This window comes from Bacteroides uniformis, from assembly GCF_025147485.1.
GTDB classification, from domain to species: domain Bacteria; phylum Bacteroidota; class Bacteroidia; order Bacteroidales; family Bacteroidaceae; genus Bacteroides; species Bacteroides uniformis.
On sequence record NZ_CP102263.1, the window covers coordinates 346109 to 366707 of the forward strand.

Below are 20599 nucleotides of genomic sequence, written 5' to 3' on the forward strand. Positions count from 1 at the left end.
ATTATTTTTTGCTCCATTCATAATTCGCCAACACTGCATACTCGGCTGCAAAAGCAAAAGTGAACATGCCTTCCACATTGTTCTTGGTCCTTTCGGCTTTATTCCAGCCCACCAGCAGGTTAGTGGGAAGCATATGCTTGTATTGATAATTTTCGTAGGCATAATCCAGATTGTTCTGGAAAGCCTCGATACAGCTTGCAGCAACAGTGTGGGCTGAATAAGCATCCACATATCCGCGCATCAGCACACCGTTGAACCAATTGCAGAATCCACTGATGTCAAATGTATAGCAACCTGGTTTTGTGGCATCAGGTTTGGCAAAGTAAGCAAAGCTATTATCAGTCAATTCAGCCAAGTCCGTCCGATAGGCAGCATCGCCCGTAGCTCTGAGAAGGTCGGCAGCACCGGAAAGCATCGTACCGCTGTTGTAAGTGATGGCCGGACCTACGCGATCGCGCAATTTGGAACCCGTCCGATAGCGTTCGCCATCAATGGTGACATATTTTATGTCCGGCGAATCATAACCGCCCATCATGTCGTCGTACACTCCATCGGGTCTCAGCAAATACTTCTTTTGCCAATCATAAACGGCTTTGGCAAAACCCAGATAATAGTCGGACTTTTTCTCCGTGCGCAGCTTGCGGCTGTTATCGGCAGCCACATAACCGTAGGTCACTTCGTCTGACTTGCCTTTGTAAATTTCATGAAGCCACACCAACGGGCTGACAATGGGACCGTTGCTACAAGAGTGCTTGGTGAGATACCCGGGGCCCCATGTGATGCCTCCCAACGGATTGCCTTGTTCATCAAGAGTGCAATCCCAACCGTCGAGCACGTATTCCATCAGGTATTCCGCCTTTTCCAGATAACGTTGCTCACCAGTGATATGATAGGATTCCAATAATTCACGTACCAGCCACATCTGGTCATCGTAAACATTGAGGATGCCTTCTACCTGGGCAGCTCCTTTGTCGTTTCCACGGTTTACGCCGTATACCGTCCACTGCTTGGTCTGCGTATAAGAGGTCAGCGTAAAAGTACCTGCATAATACTCCAAATTATCATAAAGTTGGGTCAAGAGTTCCTTGTAACGGTTAAAGTGAGAATCATAAAGAGCCGTTTCACCCTTTGCCTGCCCGGTCTTCATGGCTTTCATCGCAGCGTTTACAGCCTCAATGGAACTGGTGTACATCCACACACTGCCCAACTCGCTGGAACGATTGCCTGTATAAGGATTGTAATAACGTGACATAGCCATGCCCGTACCCGTGAAATAGCACTCCACGGCATTGTCAATCAGCTCTATGGCACGCGCCACGTTCTGCATCGGCAGATTACCCGCAGGAATATCCGTCCCCCCGCTGCCCGGCTTTTCATCAGCAGCAGAGTCGTTGCTGCAAGCCACTAACGTCCATAAAAGCAAAGTCAGTAAAGTAAATAAATTTTTCATTCTGTTCATATCATACTATTAGTTTCTTCAGCCTTCCCCCTCCTCCTTCTTCCATAAGATGCAGAAAGAAGTAAGGGGAAAGCTTCAAGAATAATTAAAATCAGTAGTTTGTCATTCCATTGTTATGCTACGCAGCACCAGCTTGTTCTCGTCGCCGTTCTCTTCTCCTTTGAAGATACCGATAGTCAACATCACGTCTTCTCCGTTGAACTGAGACAAATCGTAAACAAAATCGGCATATCCTTCCGGATCTCCCTTTCCTCCTGCCTCATGGATAAACTTCCAGCAACCGTCGGCGGCAGCCTCGGCAAACTGGGCCGTATTGGAGGCAGGTGCCAAGTGCATGAGAGTTCCATCCATGCGGATGGCTGTCACCTTGAAGAAGGTGGCATTCGTTCCGCTGAAATTGCGGGTCTTCAATGTCATCTTGTTGCGTCCGGATGCAATGGAGAACTTGGCATAGAAATAGGATTCGGGCACGGTTGTGCTCACATTGTTTCCACCACGTGTCTTTATCAGATAACCTTCGGAAGGGAATACCTCAGGGTCTTTGCTGAGCGGCATATACGACCACTCGGCACAAACGTGGTCTACCTCGCGCCATGCACGATAAGCGTCCACATAGTTATCGCGGCTTCCTCCGATGGGGCTCATACCCGTGAACTGCGACTTCACTTGCGGCATGGTAGAACGTACCATTTCCTGAGTCATCTTCCAGCCGTCCAGTTCTTCGACTGCTGTTCCCGGCAACCATCCCCATCCTTCAACAACTTCCTTGGCAAAAGCGATGCGACGCAACACCAATTGCTTCCAGTAGTCGCCTGTCTGGGCGCGGAATGTACCGATGGCAATGATTACTTCCTTACCGATGTATTTGCTCAAGTCTACCGGAACAGAAGTGTAATTTTCCGAGGCATAGGTTCTGACGTCGCCCACCATCTCAGCCTTCGGATCGGCAGCAGTCAGGTCTACCACCTGCACGCCATAGTATGCCGGAGCAGCTTCGTCGGCACTGTGCGTACGAATCTGGAGGGTCATCATGTAGTTGTCTTCTGTAATCAGCTTGCTTCCGAATACAAAGGAATCGAACATCTCCAAGTCGGCGGGGTTCTTGCGGTCGTCTTCACTGTTGCGAATGCGGAGAGTGGTACCTTCGTTCTGCTCTTCCCAGTCGCCACGGAAATCCATCGTACACATGTAATTGCAAGCCCAGTCCCAATGGGGATAGCTTTCGGCGTTTCGTCCACCGCGGTATTCGTTATAATACCATTTTTCGGCAGCTTTCAAGTCGTCGATGGTCAGTCCGCGCAGGATTTCCGTTCCCCCCATACGCACGTCTGTAGTAGCAATGCCATCCACAAAGTCGGCCATAACCACTTTCTTCACGATAGAAGCATAACCATCTTTCGTAAATGTAACGGTATAGTCCGCCAGCGGCAAATTGCCAATTTCAAACGTACCGTCGCTTCCGGTGGTGGTAGTCTGTGTAGAGCTGATGCTGACTGTCACCCCTTCCAACGGAGCACTTCCCTTTCCTGCATCGGTCACTTTTCCTTTGATTTTTGCAGCTGCATACTCCATCTTAGGGCTGACTTCGGCTACTTGTTCTTCGTTGAATTTTCCTGCCACAACGGTAACGCTTACCGTCTGGTAATCGGCTTTCGTAAATGTAATTATATGTGTACCTATTGAAATGTTTTCGAGTGTATATACACCCTGTGAATTTGTCGTGGCTTGAGGACCGTCCGGTGTAGCCGTTATACCGGAACCATCGACCAAGACCGTTACCCCTTCAAGGGGAGAAGATAAATCGTCTGTGACGACACCCGTCACTTTTCCATAAGATAAAGCCCCTCCGCCCGTGTCATCATCCGAGCAGGAGCTTACCATGAACACCATACTTATAAGCATGGTCATCAGTCCGAAGACTTTTAGCTTTTTTGCCTGTTTCATAGTTTAATTATTATTAGAAGTTAATATAACAAAGGAGCCGATGCCAATCGCCCACATCAGCCTCAGGGCATTGTAAACCGCCCCCTCGACCACAAATTTGATTTTGCATGGGTTAATTTTAGGGTTAATTTGCGTATAATGGGACAAAAAAAACATTAATCCGAGCTATTTTAACCCATAAAAGAAAGGACAGACTGCACTTGACTCTTCAAGTATCGAAAGGGGAAACGTGAATCAAACAATTATCGCACGGTTCTACTAACCCCCCATTTCCAACAGTCCATTTGTCCTCTTTTATCAACGCCGGAACCTTAATTCTTAAAACGCTAATTATCAGAGGCTTTATAATAGTGTTATCTCAGTATACGACTAAGATACCCTAAGTATACGACTGAGGGTACCTAAGTATAAGACTGAGGTATCCTGAATATGCGACTGAAGTCAAAAGCTTTTTGATTTGTAAACATTTATCAGACATAACAAGAGCCATCGGACAAGCTGAAAGAGGCAGACCGAAGAATAAAAAGAGAGAAGACTGAAAGCACCGGATGCAACGTGCCGGGGAACTAACTCCAGTAAAGACTGAAAGGATGAGGATAATCTTCCCCCGTATATTTTTTGTATTCTGCCACAAATTTCTGGTAAGTGCCAATAGCGGCATTCTCATGCTTGAGTATGAAAAGCGACTTGAGGCAACAAGACAAGGCTGTCTCGTTCACCGGGTCGATATTGAATTCCGCTTCGGCCAAACTCACAGTTTCCGCATAATCCTGCGCCTCGAAAGCCTCCTTCATCAACTGCAAGACAAGCACTTCCAAGAGGCACTCCACATCTTGCTTAAAACCGTCGAACAACGGACCGTCCATAAAGCCGACAAACTTGCCACGCCCTACGATATACAAGAACTCTTGTCGGCACTCCTCTATCCGGTTTTCGGCAACTATCGCCATAAAACGCAAATAGTCGCAATAAAAATCGGAGGACAGCGTGAAACGGAAACATCCTTTTTCGTAAACCAGTTCTATGCCATCCAATTCTTTTAGAATTTTGCGCAGGTGATTGATGGCTACTCCACGCGAGTTTTTCACTTTGTCCTTTGGCTTGTCGGGCCATATCAAATCGCTCAGTTGCTTGGAAGAAATTCCGTCGGCATCGCTATAACGCAAAATGAGACAGAATATCTGCTTGATACGCAAGGAAAACATATAGGAGATATTGCGTCCGTTCCGGTCGAAAACGGAGAAATCACCGAATAAATACATCGAATTGACAGTTCCCGTATCCACTGCCATCTTCTCCACCTTTACATCAGAGGCTTCAGGAAGTTGTTCCTTGTCCTGTCGCACAGCTTTGCCATCCTCGCCCTTGCCGGAGTTTCGATGCCGCTTGTACACTATCCACACGCTTCCGCCAGCTACAGCCACAACCGCGGCTACCAGTACCAGCCACACATGTGAAGCATTTCCTCCACCGTTATTTGCTGTATATTTTTCAAGAGAAACCGGTGGAAACAACAGTGAGTAGACAGAAAATTTGGAAGACACGTCGTCGCTTGTTTCCTGCACGGTCACAAAAAGCCTGCTTTGACGCTCGTTGTAATAAAGACGAGCGTTCGTCGTGATTTTGTCGGAGTAAATGGGAATGGAATCACCCAATATATGACAACTGCCATCTTCTACAGAAAAACGGTAAAGATGCAAAAACGAGTTGGAGACACTCTCGGGATAACGCAAGACATAGAAACAAGAGTCATTCAGTATAACCATATCCTGCGCCGGAACCATATTAGGCTGTCCTTCTGAAATGTCCCAAAGCTTCTGCACACGCATTTCTTGCAAATCCACCTTATAAAAATCGTGAAAATAACGACGACCTATCACCTGGTCGCCCGACTCATTGCCCATGCCCCCGAAAATGTAGACAGAATGATTACTGTCCAGATAACCGGCCGAAGAGAAATAGCGCGGACAAAGAAAATCGCCGGACAGAGAACCCAGCGTATTCCAACGTTCCTCCTCTGCATTGAACATATAGAATTTATTGCTGTAGTACATATTGCCGAAACCGCCGAAAATGGTGTAACGTTTGCGAACTGCATCATAATAGGAACAGTGATGATGCAATTGCATACTCAGCCGACTGTAACTCTCCACCCTCCAGCCCAACGTATGCAAGTCCAAACTCGCTATCATAGGCTCTGAATCTCCATTCTCAGTATACACCTCGTAGGCATAGAGCCTTTCACTGCCACTATCGAAGAAACTGCCGGCAAGAAACAGCTTCACAGGACACCGTTCGGCAAAAGCCTTGGCAGAAGTGCTTCCCGTCTCCATATTGTAGACGAACAACGAATCACGGTTGAAATAATAAATCTCGTTTCTGTCGGCATTGTAGCAAGAACCAGCTTCCGAAGCCGACGCAAAGCCACCCTCTTTCCTCCAGTGATAGGCCTCGTTAATCAGCCATATCGGGTTCTCCACTTTTCCATAAAGAGTACCCTCTTGGTTACAGACAGATTCTCCGTCCGCCTCATCCAAGGGAAATGTGTAAGTATGCTCGGCATTCACAACCAGCTTGTCAACAGCTATCTCCGGAACGTCAATGATGTGGTCGCTCTTACCGAACACGATTTTCGGACTGAACTCATCAGAGAGCAACACCCCCTTACATACCTTTTCTTGATCGTGAATTTTGAGAGTAATCTCATCCTGCTTCAGGTTGAAAGCTATCTTCACCTTGAACCAATGGGATTTCATCGCCTCCGCCTTACTGACAGGCAAGGCTATCAACACACACTTCCCCTCCTGGTTCAGACGGAACAAGATGTCATCGCCACGAAAATCAAAGAAAAGATTGAAAATCTGTCCTTCGTCAGCTCCCTTAACCCGCAATACATAGCCGACACTCTCGGTAGAATACAGAGCCATGTTGAACTCCAAGTCAAAGTAGTCTTTGAAAGAGGGACAACTGTGGGCAAACACATCATAGGATGTCCTTTCGTCGATAGGGCTGGCTGCGCCACGAAATCTCAATCCGTATGCGGAAACCAGTTGGGTAGTGCAAAGACTTATTATTAAAATGATATATCTATATAAATGTACCATTAGGTTTTCATTTAAGGTTATGCAATGCCATCATAAAACATTAGCCAACATTTATTAAGAAATGATGGGAAGATTAAAATGCAAATATATAAAATATTAATGAACGAATAATATTTTGCTTAAATAAAGTAAGTTCCTATACAGCTATTATAAAAGACTAAAAGTCCGTATCATCTCCGCTCCTATAGAGGCGGAAGATGTACGGACTGGATGAGAAGTAGATACAGAGATGTTATGAAGACTACATGGAAAAGTTATGACGCAGGTACTCCCGTCACAATTCCCCGACCATGTGTCCCTATATAAACCCGCCCATATTCCTGCATGTCACCGCAGATATGCAATACCAGGCCATATTGATGGGCATCATCGTTGATACGTACCCAAGAGTTCGCCGCATCGTCAGAACGGAAGAAACCGTATTGCCCGTTGACTACGCCTATCAGATAGATGGCAGGATAATCATTGCCTGGCTTTGCCTTGCCGAAACCAAAAGCATAGATGGTACGTACCTTATCCAAAGCACGGAAATCAAATTTTTCTGAAGCAGCAGAGCGGTACAAACCATCATAAGCTGCAATCCACAAATCTTTTTCATGACCGGGAGTAGCGTAGATACGGTCTTGTCCTCCACGCGGATCTCCTCTTCGTACGGCGGCACCGGCATTACCCCGTTGGAACCGTTTAACAGTTAAATTCAATGTGTCGGCATGAAAAGTCGCCCCACCATCCTCGCTGCTATACAATATTTCGGCCACAGCATCTACAGCATAAAAACGTTGGGGGTTCACCTTGTCTGCAATGATGCGGATATTCTTAGGCAAACCACGGCAAGATTGCCAAGAAGCCCCCTTATCACGGGTCAGATAAGCCTCCGAGCGGTCGGGTGTCCAAATCCAAGAAGAGCCGTCTGCTGCCACGGCGATATGCCCATTACGAGACTTTTCCGTCGGAACGGTGGCACACATAGTCCAGTGCCTGCCCCCATCTTCTGAATATGAAATGGTCTTTGCACCCGGCTGATGGCCGAACAGTGTACCAACCCTGACTATCAAATCCTGCTTCAGCCAGGCACCCGTCACTCCATTCGTATTTCCGAAATGAGGATTGGCATGGCTGCCCAACGAATCGGGCCGATTGAGGTCGAAATGCGTAAAGCCACCATAGTCACCGATACCGGAAATCAGGCGCGCGCCTTTTTCGGGAGCATAAAGTTCGAGGGGCACGGTCTCTTCAATACCGGCAGACATGATGCTCCATTTCACCGGTTCCCCGCGTTCCACGGCCGACAGGTTGAAAGTTTCCCAACCGCCGAAACCGGTGGTAAACATGGCATGTTCGGCGTCAGCAGGGTCTATCTCAATGTCGAACATCCAGTGCAGGGGCGCCACCTCTGTATAGGGAGCTTTAGAATAATCATACTCATATCCCGTCTTGAAAATCGGTTTCCAGCTTTTGCCACCGTCGGTCGTACGGAACATCTCATCACTCTTATAACCGTGTTTGCCTCCCAAGCTGTGTGTACTGGCAATCAGATGTTTCGGATTACGGGCATCCACTGATACAGCTGCATAGCCAAATCCCGCTTTTCCGCCATCGGACAGTCGGACGGGCGAAATGTCCGTCCATTTGTCTTTACGTATATCGTACTTCCAAACTCCACCGTCCTCCATCTGACTCGGACCGGGAGTATCTCCGTACGTCAATACTAATTGGCCGTCACCGGTCAAAACCATATGTGTGGGACGATACTGCACCGGCTGTCCCTCAACCGGCTGCCAGCTTTCACCATAGTCGTGGCTCACGAACAGATTTTCCCTTCCCATCAATGAAGCCGCCACATAAATGTCACGGGTACCACGCCCATCTTGAGTACCTTGTACATCGTAGACTATGCAGACAATGCCACTACCGCGATTCCCCCATGCAGCACGGTCGGCAGGATTGAACTTCTCGGAGACATCCGGGAAAGACACCACCCGTGCCCAGCTCTGCCCCTTATCCATACTGCGCCACAAACCATGCAAACGGGTTCCCATATAAATGATATTCCCATTCTGCGGGTCCACCATCATCCGTTCCCCATTACCACGCCCGTTCTCGTTGCCGCCCATCGTAAAGGGCACATCGATACGGGCAAAGGTTCTGCCGCCATCATAAGAACAAAGTATGGCCCCATTGGAGCTACTGGTATACGTACCGCAGGCAATATACACGTTCTGCGGATTCTGCGGGTCGATGGCAATGCTCTCCACCCCCTGCAGATTACTTTCATCCAGACTTATCCAGTCCAGCAAGGGCGTCCACTGGTTGGAAGCAGCGTCCCACCGGTAGGCTCCTCCCATATCGGTGCGGCAATAACGGACACCAGGAGCTTCTGGGTGAAAAACGATACCGTCCACAAAGCCTCCTCCCACTATCGGTACGCTCTTCCATTCGTAAGAAACGGAATTCACCGGAGATATATCTTGGGCGAGCATCGGCATGCCGCCCAGTATCAAACTTATTCCTGCTAAAAACAACTGTCTTTTCATAAGCATCAGGGTTCTAAAACAAACGTTCTTGATATTTCCTTCAAAGATAAGAATATTTCATTGATATTTCAGACTGAAACATTTGTGGCAGTGCACATACAATCCTAACAACCAACGTTTTAATAAAAACAAGAAACTAAATCAAGCCATAAAAAGATTAAAACGGCACCCATCGCAGTTCTTCCCTCCAACAGTTTTTTGTAACAACAATGCAACATATATGACACAAAAACACAACACGCATGTCCGAACTTTGTCGCCGACAAATCATTCGACAACAACAGATTATGAAAAAAGGTGCATTGACAGTACTAATTGCCCTGCTGCCGCTGGCCGCAATTGCCCAAACGCCCTCCATCAATGAGGACGGAAAAAAGATTGAAAAGGAGAAAATGGAAACCAAAGACTACCTGCCGGAAGTCCACGGAACCATCCGCGCCAAATACGAATATCAGACCACCATGGGTGCAGGACGTTTCGAAGTACGCAATGCCCGCGTCAGCGTGACGGGCAACGTATTGCCCAGCGTAGCCTACAAAGCCGAGATAGACCTCTCCGACGAAGGCCAAATCAAGATGCTGGATGCCTACGCCCGGCTTTTCCCGACAAAAGGACTGACAGTCACCGCCGGACAAATGCGCGTCCCCTTCACCATCGACGCCCACCGCTCGCCGCACCAGCAATACTTCCCCAACCGCTCGTTTATCGCCAAGCAAGTGGGCAATGTACGGGACGTGGGATTCACAGTAGGATATACCCTGCCTACCGATGTACCTATCACCGTGGAAGGAGGACTTTTCAACGGTTCCGGACTGACCAACCAGAAAGAATGGCACAAGGAAGTGAACTACTCCGCCAAAGCCCAGTTTCTCTTCACCAAAGGACTGAACCTGACACTAAGCGTGCAGAGTATCCAACCGGAAGAAGTACGCATGCAGTCCTATGACATCGGCGCTTACTACGAAACCGGCCGTTTCCATATCGAAGGCGAATACTTGTACAAGCAATATTCCGGCAACGCTTTCAAAGATGTACACGCCGTCAACACCTTCATCAACTACGACCTGCCTCTACGAAAAGTATTCAACAAGATGTCTTTCCTGCTACGCTACGACATGATGACCGACCAGAGCGACGCCAAAACCGCCGATGAGGAAACCGGCAGATTGACAGTGACCGACTACAAACGCCAACGCCTGACGGGCGGCATCACCTTCAGCCTCAGCAAGGCATTCCGCACAGACCTCCGGCTGAACTACGAGAAATACTTCTATGCCAAAAACAGCATAGCGAAAGAGTCGGAACAAGACAAGGTGGTATTGGAATTGATGGTACGCTTCTGATATTTCCTGACTTCCCCTTGCTTTTTTCATTCCAAAAAGGTATATTTGGAATAAATTATTCCGAGTTATGGCAAATCCAATCATACCCGGCATACTGCAGACTGAACAAGACTTATTGTATAGTAAGCTGAATGCATACAATCAAGGGAGAGCCTCTTATAAGGAAGTGGGCGCCTATCTTGTCGTACTGCCCCGACCGGAGCATCTCCAATATACTTTATGGATTTACTCTCCACTGCCCGGAAGACAGTCCATCTTCTACATTTGCGACCTTTCCACCGACATTCACGAAACGCTGCGGATGGCAAGCACGCTATGCTTCTACTCACCGCGCAGCCTGTTGCTTGTGGAGTACAATGCCAAAAGAATGCAGAGCAAAGGGGACGACATTATCTCCGTAGGCAAATACCACGGACACTTCCTGCACGAAATCCTCCGTATAGACCCTGCCTATCTTACGTGGATAGCTTTCAAATTCCAACCACGCATCCCCAAGCAGGAACGTTTTGTACAGATTGCCAAGATTTACCATTCGGTCCATCTCGACATACAACGGAGAAAAACGTACCAGACCACCGGCGGACGTTTTCTGGGGAAGGAAGGCGAAAAAGTGGAGAACCTGACGCTGACGGTGTTCAGCGTGCGACTGGAGGACAACCCCTACAAGACGCAGCTCAAAGGGACCACTCCTTATTTCTATGTGCGCCAGGTGCTGAAGCTGAAAGACTCCATCGGCAACTTCGTCAGCATCCGGCTGAATGCACGCACGGCAAGCCGGAAATCATGCCAGCTGCCCGCCGTGGAACATGCCTACCAGGTAGGGGAACTGATGGAGATAGCATCGGCACGCATCGCGCGTACCTATATAATAGGAAGTACGAAATACACCCGGTTGACACATGTGAAGCTGCACATCCCTACCGGGTAAAAGATTTTCTATCAGATACGAACCACACGCTGCATACGGCTGCTTTCCCAGCCTGCCTCTATCAAGCGGATGACTCCGACCACCTCGCGGGCATCGCTCTGCAAAGGTTCGCCGTGACAAATATGCCGATAGATATTCTCGTAAAAAGCTGCATAATCACCGGGAAGGCTTGGATAAGGTTCATGCACGATTCTACCGCCCTTTTCCGTATGAAGTATCCCCCAAGAGGATTTGTCCTCCTCGCCCCAGTGCGGAGTGACGGGCAATACGCCTTCGTTCAAGGCGGCTTCCTGCGGGTCGAAACCATATTTCACGTAAGAACCTTCCCTGCCGTGGAGGACGAAACGGGGTTCGCTCGCACACATCAGATAGCTGGATTTCAGCGTTATCTTTACTTCGGGTGCCTTTGAGGGGCGTAGCAAATGAATGATGAAGTAGTCGTCTACCTTGCTGTCCTTGCGCAACGTGGCAATATCTGCAAAGACGGCTTCGGGCATACCGAACAGCTGCACAGCCTGGTCTATGACGTGGGCGCCCAGGTTATAGGTCAAGCCACCGCCATCTTGTCCGGTTTCCTTCCAAGTATTCGGCTTGATAAAATTACGATAACGGGGGAAGGTGGATTCAAACTCCACCAGATGTCCCAGCAGGCCTTTGGACAGTATTTCCTTGACCGTCAGAAAATCGCCGTCCCACCGGCGATTCTGGTAAACGCTCAAGGTCAGCCCCCGGCTTGCGGCAAGTGCCACCAGCTCCTCAGCTTCTGCCACGGTGGTAGTGAAAGGCTTCTCCACAACCACATGCTTGCCAGCTTCGAGGGCGCGGCGGGCATACTCATAATGAGTGCTGTCCGGTGTGTTGATGACAACCAAATCCAACCCTTCCAGTCCGATAAGTTCCTCAAAACTCCGCACAATACAAGCGTCGGGATACTTTTCCCGGGAGAGTTCCTTACTGCGCTCCGTAACGGCAGTCAATTCAAAATGAGGGTTGGTGGAGATGAAGGGAGCATGGAAAACACGTCCCGACATTCCGTAAGCGGCTAATCCAGTTCTTATTTTGTCCATATGATATTCTTTTTTCTTTCCTGCAAAATTAATAAATCCAATGCTATAATTCAATGAACGGAGAGTGATAAAGTTTCAGCTGGGCAAGAAAGCTAAAATTCACAAACGAACGGTTCTTCGTTCAGAGATAGAGATTTTCGACCAAGGCGTGACGGATGTCCATAAAGCCAAATCATCTAATGTGGCCGGATAAGGGTATTCCTCCTTTAAGTCTGCTTCCAGAGCTTTCAACATGATGTAGTCCATCCCCTGATGATGGCTATCAACTTCCAGTGCCTTCCTACCCCACTGTTGCCAATAGGAATGTTCATAGCAGTCTATATAAGTACGGTCCGCCTCCCAAGTCTCATCGGGACTGCTCCCTTCTATATATATAAGCCGTCTGTCTCCCTGCCAGATTCCTTTCGTGCCTTGTATCTCGAAGTCCAAACTGCGCGGACGGGGCAAGGTGGTGTCGTGGGTCAGCGAGAGAAGGATGCCGTTTTCCGTTTCCAACTGAGTGATGACAACATCTCCCGTCCGTATCTCTACATCTGTATTTCCACCGAGGTCTTTGATACGCTGCAACATGCCCGCCGGTTTGGAGGCGAATGAGGTAAGACTTCTAATCCGGTCTTTCCGGTTGATGCCCGCAATCATGCAAAGGGGAGCCAGACCATGGGTGGGATAAAGGTCACCGTTCTCCTCTTGATAGAACTTGCTACGCCAGACGCTTTCCGTCTTTTCCCGATTACCGATATTGCCCGCATCGTCCAGCAACAAGTGCCGCAGGTCGTGCCGATAGCCACCTCGCATGTAGACAATCTCTCCCAACAGACCTGATTCCACTATATTGAGAATGGAAAGGTTTTCGCGCATAAAAAGTGTATTCTCCAAAGGATATACGCGGCAGCCATGCTGCTCTGCCAGTTCCATCAAAGGAGTATATTCATCAATATAGAGCCCTCCCTTAATCTCCAACGCCACGTGGCACCCGTGCTCCACACATAGCAAGGCATGCTGCACATGGTATTGCCAGGGAGAGGCGATAAACACCAATTCCGGATGATGCTCCTTCAGCATGTCAAGGCAGGCATCCTCCCCTTGGTTATAGCAAGGGATACCGGATATTTCCGACGACTTCACACCCGGGTCGGCAACTGCCTGAACCTGAAAGAAAGGTATATTCTGCAATAATCTAAACAGTTGTTTGCCACGGTATCCCACACCGATAAAAGCAGTCCTCACCTTATCCATCTTCCTATTTCTCTAATTTTACCAACTCTACAACTTTATGGGTTGCATCTATGCGATAGGACAACTGCGGAGTAATGCTACATAGCAACGACAGAAATTCATTCAGGCTTTCATCGCGCAAAGTCGCTTTGAAACTGAGCTGATGCAACTCCGGCGCTATCTGGAAGCGATAACCGAAATGCCGGGACAATTCTTCTTTCTTATTTTCCAGAGTATGCCCCTCAAAAACAATCTCCTTATGTTCCCATGCGTATATCTGGTTCAACGAACGCTTCTCTATCTTGTAAGTTCCGGAGCGGTTGTCATAGACAAAACTTTCCCCGGGTACCAACACCGCATTCTCGACAATACCTTCCACATCAATCTCCACCTTTCCATTTTTCAAGGTCACAATGTCCTCGGCTTCTTCCGCATAGGAAGAGACATTGAAATTCGTTCCCAGAACGCGGATGTCATAGTGACGGGTATGTACATAAAACGGTTTACCATTTTTATGCTTCACATCGAATATCGCTTCTCCCTCCAGCTGTACACCGCGTGCTTTCCGCCACCCCCCCAATGAATAGGTCAGTTTGGAACAAGCGTTCAGCAACACCGTAGAGCCATCTGGCAGCACAGTCCTGGCCTGCTGTCCTACTTCTGTTTCCAGAGTAACCAGCTCCACAGATGAACTGATACCAGAGTAATAAGCATTGGCCTGCCAGCCCACGAAGGCAACGACCACGACAACAGCGGCGTAAAGGAAGAAACGCCTCCATGACACATTCTTCTTTTTTGGAGGTGTGCCCGCCTGCTGTGACAGACCGGTTCTCTGAGCAAACTTCTGCCACTCGTGTTCCGTATCCGCTTCCTTGCAATCATTCTCATAATTGAGATATACATAAGAGTCCTTCAGCGAGAAAAGGAAGTCCTGATTCTCCTTCTTTTCCTTCACCCAAGCTATCAACTGCCGGGTTTCTTCCTCCGTCAGTTCATTCTTCAGGTATTTTATAAAATAATCTTCGTTTATCATCATCACATCGTTATTTAAACAAATCTTTGACAAATAGCAGAATTAATACGGGCAGATAATCACCCAATGATTTCTTAATTAGTTTGAGTCCGCGGTAAAGTTGGTTCTCAACGGTACGCACAGACAGATTCAGCACTCCGGCTATCTCGTCGCTACGCATTCCTTGGTTCCGATTCATTCTGAAAATGGTTTGGCACTGCTTGGGCAGCTTGTCAAGCGCTTCCAGATACCTCTTATTCAAATCCTTGAAATAAAGATCATTCAAAATATTATGCTCAGCCGTATAACTGGCAAGTTCTAGTTCCCGCAGGGTCATCGTCTCTATTTTAGAAAAGTTATTCAGTATGGTATCCCGGCGGATTTGTTTCACGCAGAGATTCTTCATAATGCGGAACAGGTAAGCACTGATGGCTTCGGGAGCATCAATATGAGTACGATGTTCCCAGAAGGCGATAAAGCACTCCTGGACAATGTCCTTTGCCTTGTCACTGTCATGCAACAATCCGTAGCAAAAGACGTACATCCTGGGATGGTACTTTTTGTACAACCACTCAAAAGAAGCGGCATCCCCCTGCTGTATTTTGGAAAAGAGAATATGTTCTTCCATGTATCCCCTCCTTTTCAAGTATAGTTATTCATAGGCATAACAATATGAACCAGATTATCAAAACGGGTTAATAAAAAAGGGACCAGAACATTAAAGAGCGTCCAAATATAAAGGTTTCCATATCATCTGCCAAAAAAAAGGAGTTTTTTAACGAGGTGCAGGAACAATATTCATCATGAATGTTAATAAATGTTTTATTTCTATTTTCAAATGAGTAATTCTATATTTGCCGGACTCTTTAATTAATAAAGGCCTTAAAACATTAAAGAGAAAAATTATTATTAACTAAAATCTAATTCATTATGGGAACATACTGGTCACAGAATGCCCTGACAAGATGTCCAAAAAGACTTTGTCTTCTATTACTGCTTATTGCAGGCATATTCCCTCTTGCTTCTCATGCACAGAATGCAGGTATCAACATCAAGCTGACCGACAAACCTCTATCCGCATTCATTCAAAGCATTGAACAGCAGACAGACTTTAAATTCTTCTATGAACAACAACAAGTAGACGTGAAACAGCATGTCACTGTAAATGTACGGAATGCATCCATCAACGCCGCCCTGGAACAAGCTTTGAGGAATACGAATATTGCCTATTCAATCTCCGAAAAACGAATTCTTCTAACCCAAAAACAAGATAACGCCCCGTCGCAGTCTGGTAAGGTCATACTTGCCAAAGGACAAGTGACGGACAAGAACAGTATCCCCGTCATCGGTGCAAACATTCTTGTCAAAGGCAGTACTCTAGGATGCATTACCGACATAGACGGTAATTATTCACTGGAAGTACCTACCGGAAGCACACTCGTTGTCTCTTATATAGGGTACACTACCCAGGAAGTGACCTTAAAGAACAACAAGTTCCGGCAGATTGTGCTGGAGGAGGACAGCAAAATGTTGGATGACGTGGTAGTGGTAGGATACGGTACGGTCAAGAAACGCGACTTGACGGGCTCTGTGTCCAGTGTAAAAGGAGACGACCTAAACTTGAACGGCGTATCTTCCATCGGACATGCACTCGAAGGTAAGGCTGCCGGACTCTATATCCGCCAGAACAGCGCACAGCCCGGTGGCGGTCTGGACATTCTGGTCCGCGGTGCCGGTTCCGTCAATGCCAGCAATGACCCGCTCTATATCGTAGACGGTTTCCCCATCGCTAAGCTGGACCAAGCCTCGGGTGGAGATGCCAAAATGGACCCGGGTACACAAGGAATCCTAAACTTCCTGAATCCGAACGATGTAGAATCCATCGAAGTGCTGAAAGATGCCAGTGCCACTTCCATCTACGGTGCACGTGCTGCCAACGGTGTCGTTATCATCACCACCAAAAGAGGTAAGGAGGGGAAAGCCCGTGTGAACTACTCATACAACTACTCTTTCCAGAAATACACAGACAATTATGACCTCTTGTCTCTGCAAGAATGGATGGTAGAAAAGAACAGCACCACCTGGGAATCCTGGTTATGGAACAACAACGTGTCCCCTTGGGGAAACAGAACGCTGGAAGAAGCACAAGCCAATCCTGCCAACGGAGTGGCATACAGCCGACCTTACTCGGACAATGACATTGCAGGCGCCGGCCCCGGAACCGACTGGTTGGGACTGATTACACGCGACGGACAGATACAGGAACACAACGTCAACCTGCAAGGTGGTAGTGAAAGTACGCAATACATGGTGTCGTTCAACTATTACGACCACCAGGGTATCGTCAAGAATTCCGGTATGACTCGTTATACTGCCAAAGCAAACATTGACCAGAAGTTTCTGAACATCTTCAAGGCAGGTCTGAACCTTACATTGACCCGCATCGACAACGACAACACTCAGTTAGGTTCCGGGCAATTCGAAAACTCCGGTATCATTCGCTCTGCCATACAGATGGGTCCCAATATCCAGGCGTATGACGAAGCAACCGGTACGTATCCCATCAACCCCTTACTGGGACAACAGCCCAACCCCTACTCCTTGCTGAACAATACGGACAAAGGACGTACTGACCGCCTCTTGGGTAATATCTTCATCGAAGCAAAACCCATCGCAGGACTGACACTGCGCGTCAACGCCGGTTTGGACCACGCCAATGTGGACCGCAAAACCTACCAGCCCCGCAGCACGCTGAACGGAAAGAATCTGAATGGTGTAGCCTACATCTACAATACCGACAACAACCAGTATCTGATGGAAGCAACTGCCACCTATCAGCGCACTTTCGCAGATATCCACAGCATCAACCTGCTGGCAGGCACCTCTTACGAAAAATTCAATTATGACGCATCGGAACTGGGCAACAACAATTTCATCACAGATGCATTCCTCTGGAACAACATGGATGCCGGTACAGGTACCAAAATCACCAAATCCACCTCTACCGAGAATAAGATGATGTCCTACTTCTTCCGTGCCGGATACATTCTGAAGAACCGCTATCTGCTGACAGCTACACTGCGTGCCGACGGTGCCAGCGTATTTGCCAAGAACAACAAATGGGGATATTTCCCATCGGTTGCAGCAGGATGGACCATGAGCGAAGAAAACTTTATGCGCAACATTGACTGGCTATCCAACCTCAAACTGCGTCTCAGCTGGGGACAGACCGGTAATGCAGACATCAGTACCAATGCCTTTGCCAGCTACGGAGCACAAGGCAGCTGGATAAACTCCGACTACAAAACGGTAAGCGGCGTCATGAAAAGCCGCCTTGAAAATCCAGACTTGAAATGGGAAACGACAACTGAATGGAATCTCGGACTGGACTTCGGCTTCTTGAAGAGTCGCATCACTGGTTCTGTGGAACTCTACCAGAGAGTGATTTCGGACCTGCTGAACTACAAGCCCCTGAATACCTATCAGGAGGTGAAGCAAGTAATGGCAAACATCGGCAAGACGCAGAGCCGTGGTATCGAAGTCACCTTGAATACCCGCAACATTGTCACCAAAGACTTCTTCTGGGAAACATCACTGACGTATACCAAATACAAAGATCGCTGGAAAGAACGCACTCCGGACTGGAAACCGAACGTATATGAGAAAGAGACAGACCCGATACGAGCCATCTACTCCCGCCGTGCCGACCATATCATGCAGATAGGTGAAGAAGCTCCTACCGCACAGCCGGACCTGCGTCCGGGACAGATTGTCATCAAGGACCTCGACGGCTATGTACGCGATGAAAACGGCAACCCGAAAGTGGATGAGAACGGTCGCTTCATGCTGCTGGGACGCCCCGACGGCATCATAGACGAAGCCGACACCGAACTTATCGGTACGTTGGACCCGGGCTGGATGGCAAGTATGACCAATACATTCAAGTACAAAGGTTTCGACCTCAATATCATGTTCAACGGTATGTTCGACCGCATCATGCAGGACCCCACTGAAATGGATTTCGGCGTAAACGGCGGTGGAATCGCCCAAAGCGGCTACAACATGTTGCGAACCATCAAAGACAGATGGACCTTCGACAATCCGTCGACCACACGTCCCAGCTCTTACTACATCACCGGAACTAACTATACGGCAGGAGACTTCTTCTACCAGAAAGCCTGGTTCATCCGTCTGCAGAACATCAGCCTGGGATATACACTGCCCAAGTCTTTACTGGCAAAAACTAAGGTGCTGAGTAATGTACGTTTCCATGCTTCCGTCAACAACCTGTTTGTTATCACTCCCTATAAAGGCCTTGACCCCGAAACAGATGCTTATGCGGCAGCCTATCCCAATGCACGTACCTTCAGCTTCGGTGTAGATGTTTCATTCTAATCATTTATAAAAAGTATTCTTATGAAAAAGTACTGTAAACTATTTATATTGGCAGCAGCTCTGATGGGAGGCTTGTCTCTGAACAGCTGCATAGACCTTGACCCCATAGACTATTCCGACATCAATCCGTCCAATTTTCCACAAACGGAAACAGACGTTGAGTCGATGGTCAACTCATGCTACTACTCTGTACGCTCCAGCTGGTTCGACGGGCTCTTCTCAACCAGTGAACGCGGAGTAACCGTAGTAAACGACCTTACCACAGAAATTCTAACCTGCAAATCCGGTTTCCTGAAAGACGTATCCGACCTTAATTTTTTCCCAACCACCGCCGACCTTACCCGCTTCTACTACACAGATACAGATGCATACAGCGACGGTTGGCTCAATGACATCAGCCGCTGCACCTCCGTACTGGCACAGATTGAAGCATGCGACTTCCTGAGCACGGAGAAGAAACAACGCTACGCTGCGGAAATAAGATGTGCCCGCGGACTCATTTCCTATACCTTGTACGACATGTTCGGTCCACTGGTCATAGCTCCGCTGGAAGTACTGGAAAATCCCACAGTGGAAAAGCCGCTGGCACGCCTTTCCAAAGAGGAAATGGTAAAGTTCATAGAAGAAGACCTGATCTTTGCAGCTAGCTACCTGCCCACCCCAGCAGAAGCCGAATACGGCAGATTCAGCCAGGGACTTGCCAATATGCTCCTCATCAGGCTCTATCTGCACGAGAGCCCAGACGACAAGAGTTACTACACAAAAGTAGAAACGATTGCCCGCGAACTGATGAGTTCGTCTTACGGTTACCGCTTGTCTGCAGACTATACGAAGATGTTTGAGATAGGTGGACAAGGTAAGAGCAATACGGAAATAATATGGGCAATCCCCGTCAACACGGAAGCAGTAAGCTGGAATGACTGGCACATGTTCGTACTGCCCACCGACTTTGCAGACCATGGTATGGCAAGTGGATACGAATGCGTGAACAGCACCTGGTATTTCTATGACAGCTTTGAGGAAAATGACGTCCGTAAGACTTATCTGGTGGCTTCTTACCAGGCTCAAAACGGTGACATCGTAGATCGTGAGAACCCCAGTTCACACCTTGAGTTAGGTCCTATTCCATTGAAATACGGCTACGACACCAACGTCACTGGCAATGGAGGCAAAAGTTCTATCGACCCGATTATCTACCGTCTGGCAGATGTGTATCTGACACTGGCAGAAGCGCTCTATCTGAAACCCGGCTCATCTGCTGCGGATAAGGAAGAAGCGATGACCCACATCAACACCATCCGCAACAGAGCCGGACTGGATGGTATCAGCAACAGTGAGGTCAATACGGAAGAAAAGTTCGTGGAAATACTACTGAAGGAAAGAAGCCATGAACTATGGTGTGAGAACGGACAATACCGTGCCGACTTGATTCGCTTTAACAAGTTCGTGGAACATGCCGAAACGGTAAAAGGTACGGCCTATGCCAACAAGAACAAGGAATTATATCCGTTACCACTCTCGGCCATCAACGACGGTAAGGGATTGGTTACACAGAATCCCGGTTATTAATATCCATTGCTCCTCGTCCCCATTCAGGA

At 48.0% G+C, this 20599-nt stretch carries 12 protein-coding genes; 4 read left to right on the plus strand and 8 right to left on the minus strand.

Annotation, left to right across the window (positions count from 1 at the left end):
- Position 1: 1 nt before the first annotated feature.
- From NQ510_RS01445 to NQ510_RS01460, 4 genes are all read right to left on the minus strand, one after another.
- Complete coding sequence (locus NQ510_RS01445) at positions 2–1459, minus strand: glycoside hydrolase family 76 protein (RefSeq protein WP_005829695.1); 1458 nt, start codon at positions 1457–1459, stop codon at positions 2–4.
- Positions 1460–1561: 102 nt separating this feature from the next.
- Positions 1562–3403 (minus strand): carboxypeptidase-like regulatory domain-containing protein, encoded by a 1842-nt coding sequence (locus tag NQ510_RS01450; RefSeq protein ID WP_005829693.1) that lies wholly within the window; start codon positions 3401–3403, stop codon positions 1562–1564.
- Positions 3404–3969: 566 nt separating this feature from the next.
- Positions 3970–6507 carry a hypothetical protein gene (locus NQ510_RS01455; protein WP_005829689.1) on the minus strand — a complete coding sequence of 846 codons (2538 nt, stop codon included), beginning with the start codon at positions 6505–6507 and terminating at the stop codon, positions 3970–3972.
- Between the two features lie 254 nt (positions 6508–6761).
- Positions 6762–9041, minus strand: coding sequence for a WD40/YVTN/BNR-like repeat-containing protein (locus NQ510_RS01460; protein WP_227239144.1), 2280 nt, complete (start codon positions 9039–9041; stop codon positions 6762–6764).
- Positions 9042–9328: 287 nt separating this feature from the next.
- Here NQ510_RS01460 and NQ510_RS01465 point away from each other — a divergent pair, with 287 nt between their 5' ends.
- Together NQ510_RS01465 and NQ510_RS01470 are read left to right on the plus strand one after the other, a co-directional pair.
- Positions 9329–10384 (plus strand): porin, encoded by a 1056-nt coding sequence (locus NQ510_RS01465; protein ID WP_008664240.1) that lies wholly within the window; start codon positions 9329–9331, stop codon positions 10382–10384.
- A 67-nt stretch (positions 10385–10451) separates the two neighbouring features.
- Complete coding sequence (locus tag NQ510_RS01470) at positions 10452–11312, plus strand: exodeoxyribonuclease X C-terminal domain-containing protein (protein WP_005829682.1); 861 nt, start codon at positions 10452–10454, stop codon at positions 11310–11312.
- 11 nt (positions 11313–11323) lie between these two features.
- Here NQ510_RS01470 and NQ510_RS01475 read toward each other — a convergent pair whose 3' ends face one another.
- The 4 genes from NQ510_RS01475 to NQ510_RS01490 all read right to left on the minus strand — a co-directional run bounded on the left by NQ510_RS01475 (position 11324) and on the right by NQ510_RS01490 (position 15234).
- The gene (locus tag NQ510_RS01475; RefSeq protein WP_008664244.1) at positions 11324–12379 is read right to left on the minus strand and encodes a Gfo/Idh/MocA family oxidoreductase; all 1056 of its coding nucleotides are present in this window, start codon (positions 12377–12379) and stop codon (positions 11324–11326) included.
- 99 nt (positions 12380–12478) lie between these two features.
- Positions 12479–13615 (minus strand): Gfo/Idh/MocA family protein, encoded by a 1137-nt coding sequence (locus NQ510_RS01480; RefSeq protein ID WP_005829678.1) that lies wholly within the window; start codon positions 13613–13615, stop codon positions 12479–12481.
- Positions 13616–13619: 4 nt separating this feature from the next.
- Entirely contained in the window at positions 13620–14630 is a 1011-nt protein-coding gene (locus NQ510_RS01485) for a FecR family protein (protein ID WP_005829676.1), read from the minus strand.
- A 7-nt stretch (positions 14631–14637) separates the two neighbouring features.
- Entirely contained in the window at positions 14638–15234 is a 597-nt protein-coding gene (locus NQ510_RS01490; RefSeq protein WP_005829674.1) for an RNA polymerase sigma-70 factor, read from the minus strand.
- Positions 15235–15536: 302 nt separating this feature from the next.
- Between NQ510_RS01490 and NQ510_RS01495 the strand changes: the two genes are divergently transcribed.
- Positions 15537–19001: a TonB-dependent receptor gene (locus NQ510_RS01495; protein WP_005829671.1), complete on the plus strand. Its 3465-nt coding sequence runs from the start codon at positions 15537–15539 to the stop codon at positions 18999–19001.
- Between the two features lie 21 nt (positions 19002–19022).
- Positions 19023–20570, plus strand: a complete 1548-nt coding sequence (locus NQ510_RS01500; RefSeq protein WP_005829669.1) for a RagB/SusD family nutrient uptake outer membrane protein — start codon at positions 19023–19025, stop codon at positions 20568–20570.
- Positions 20571–20599: the final 29 nt, after the last annotated feature.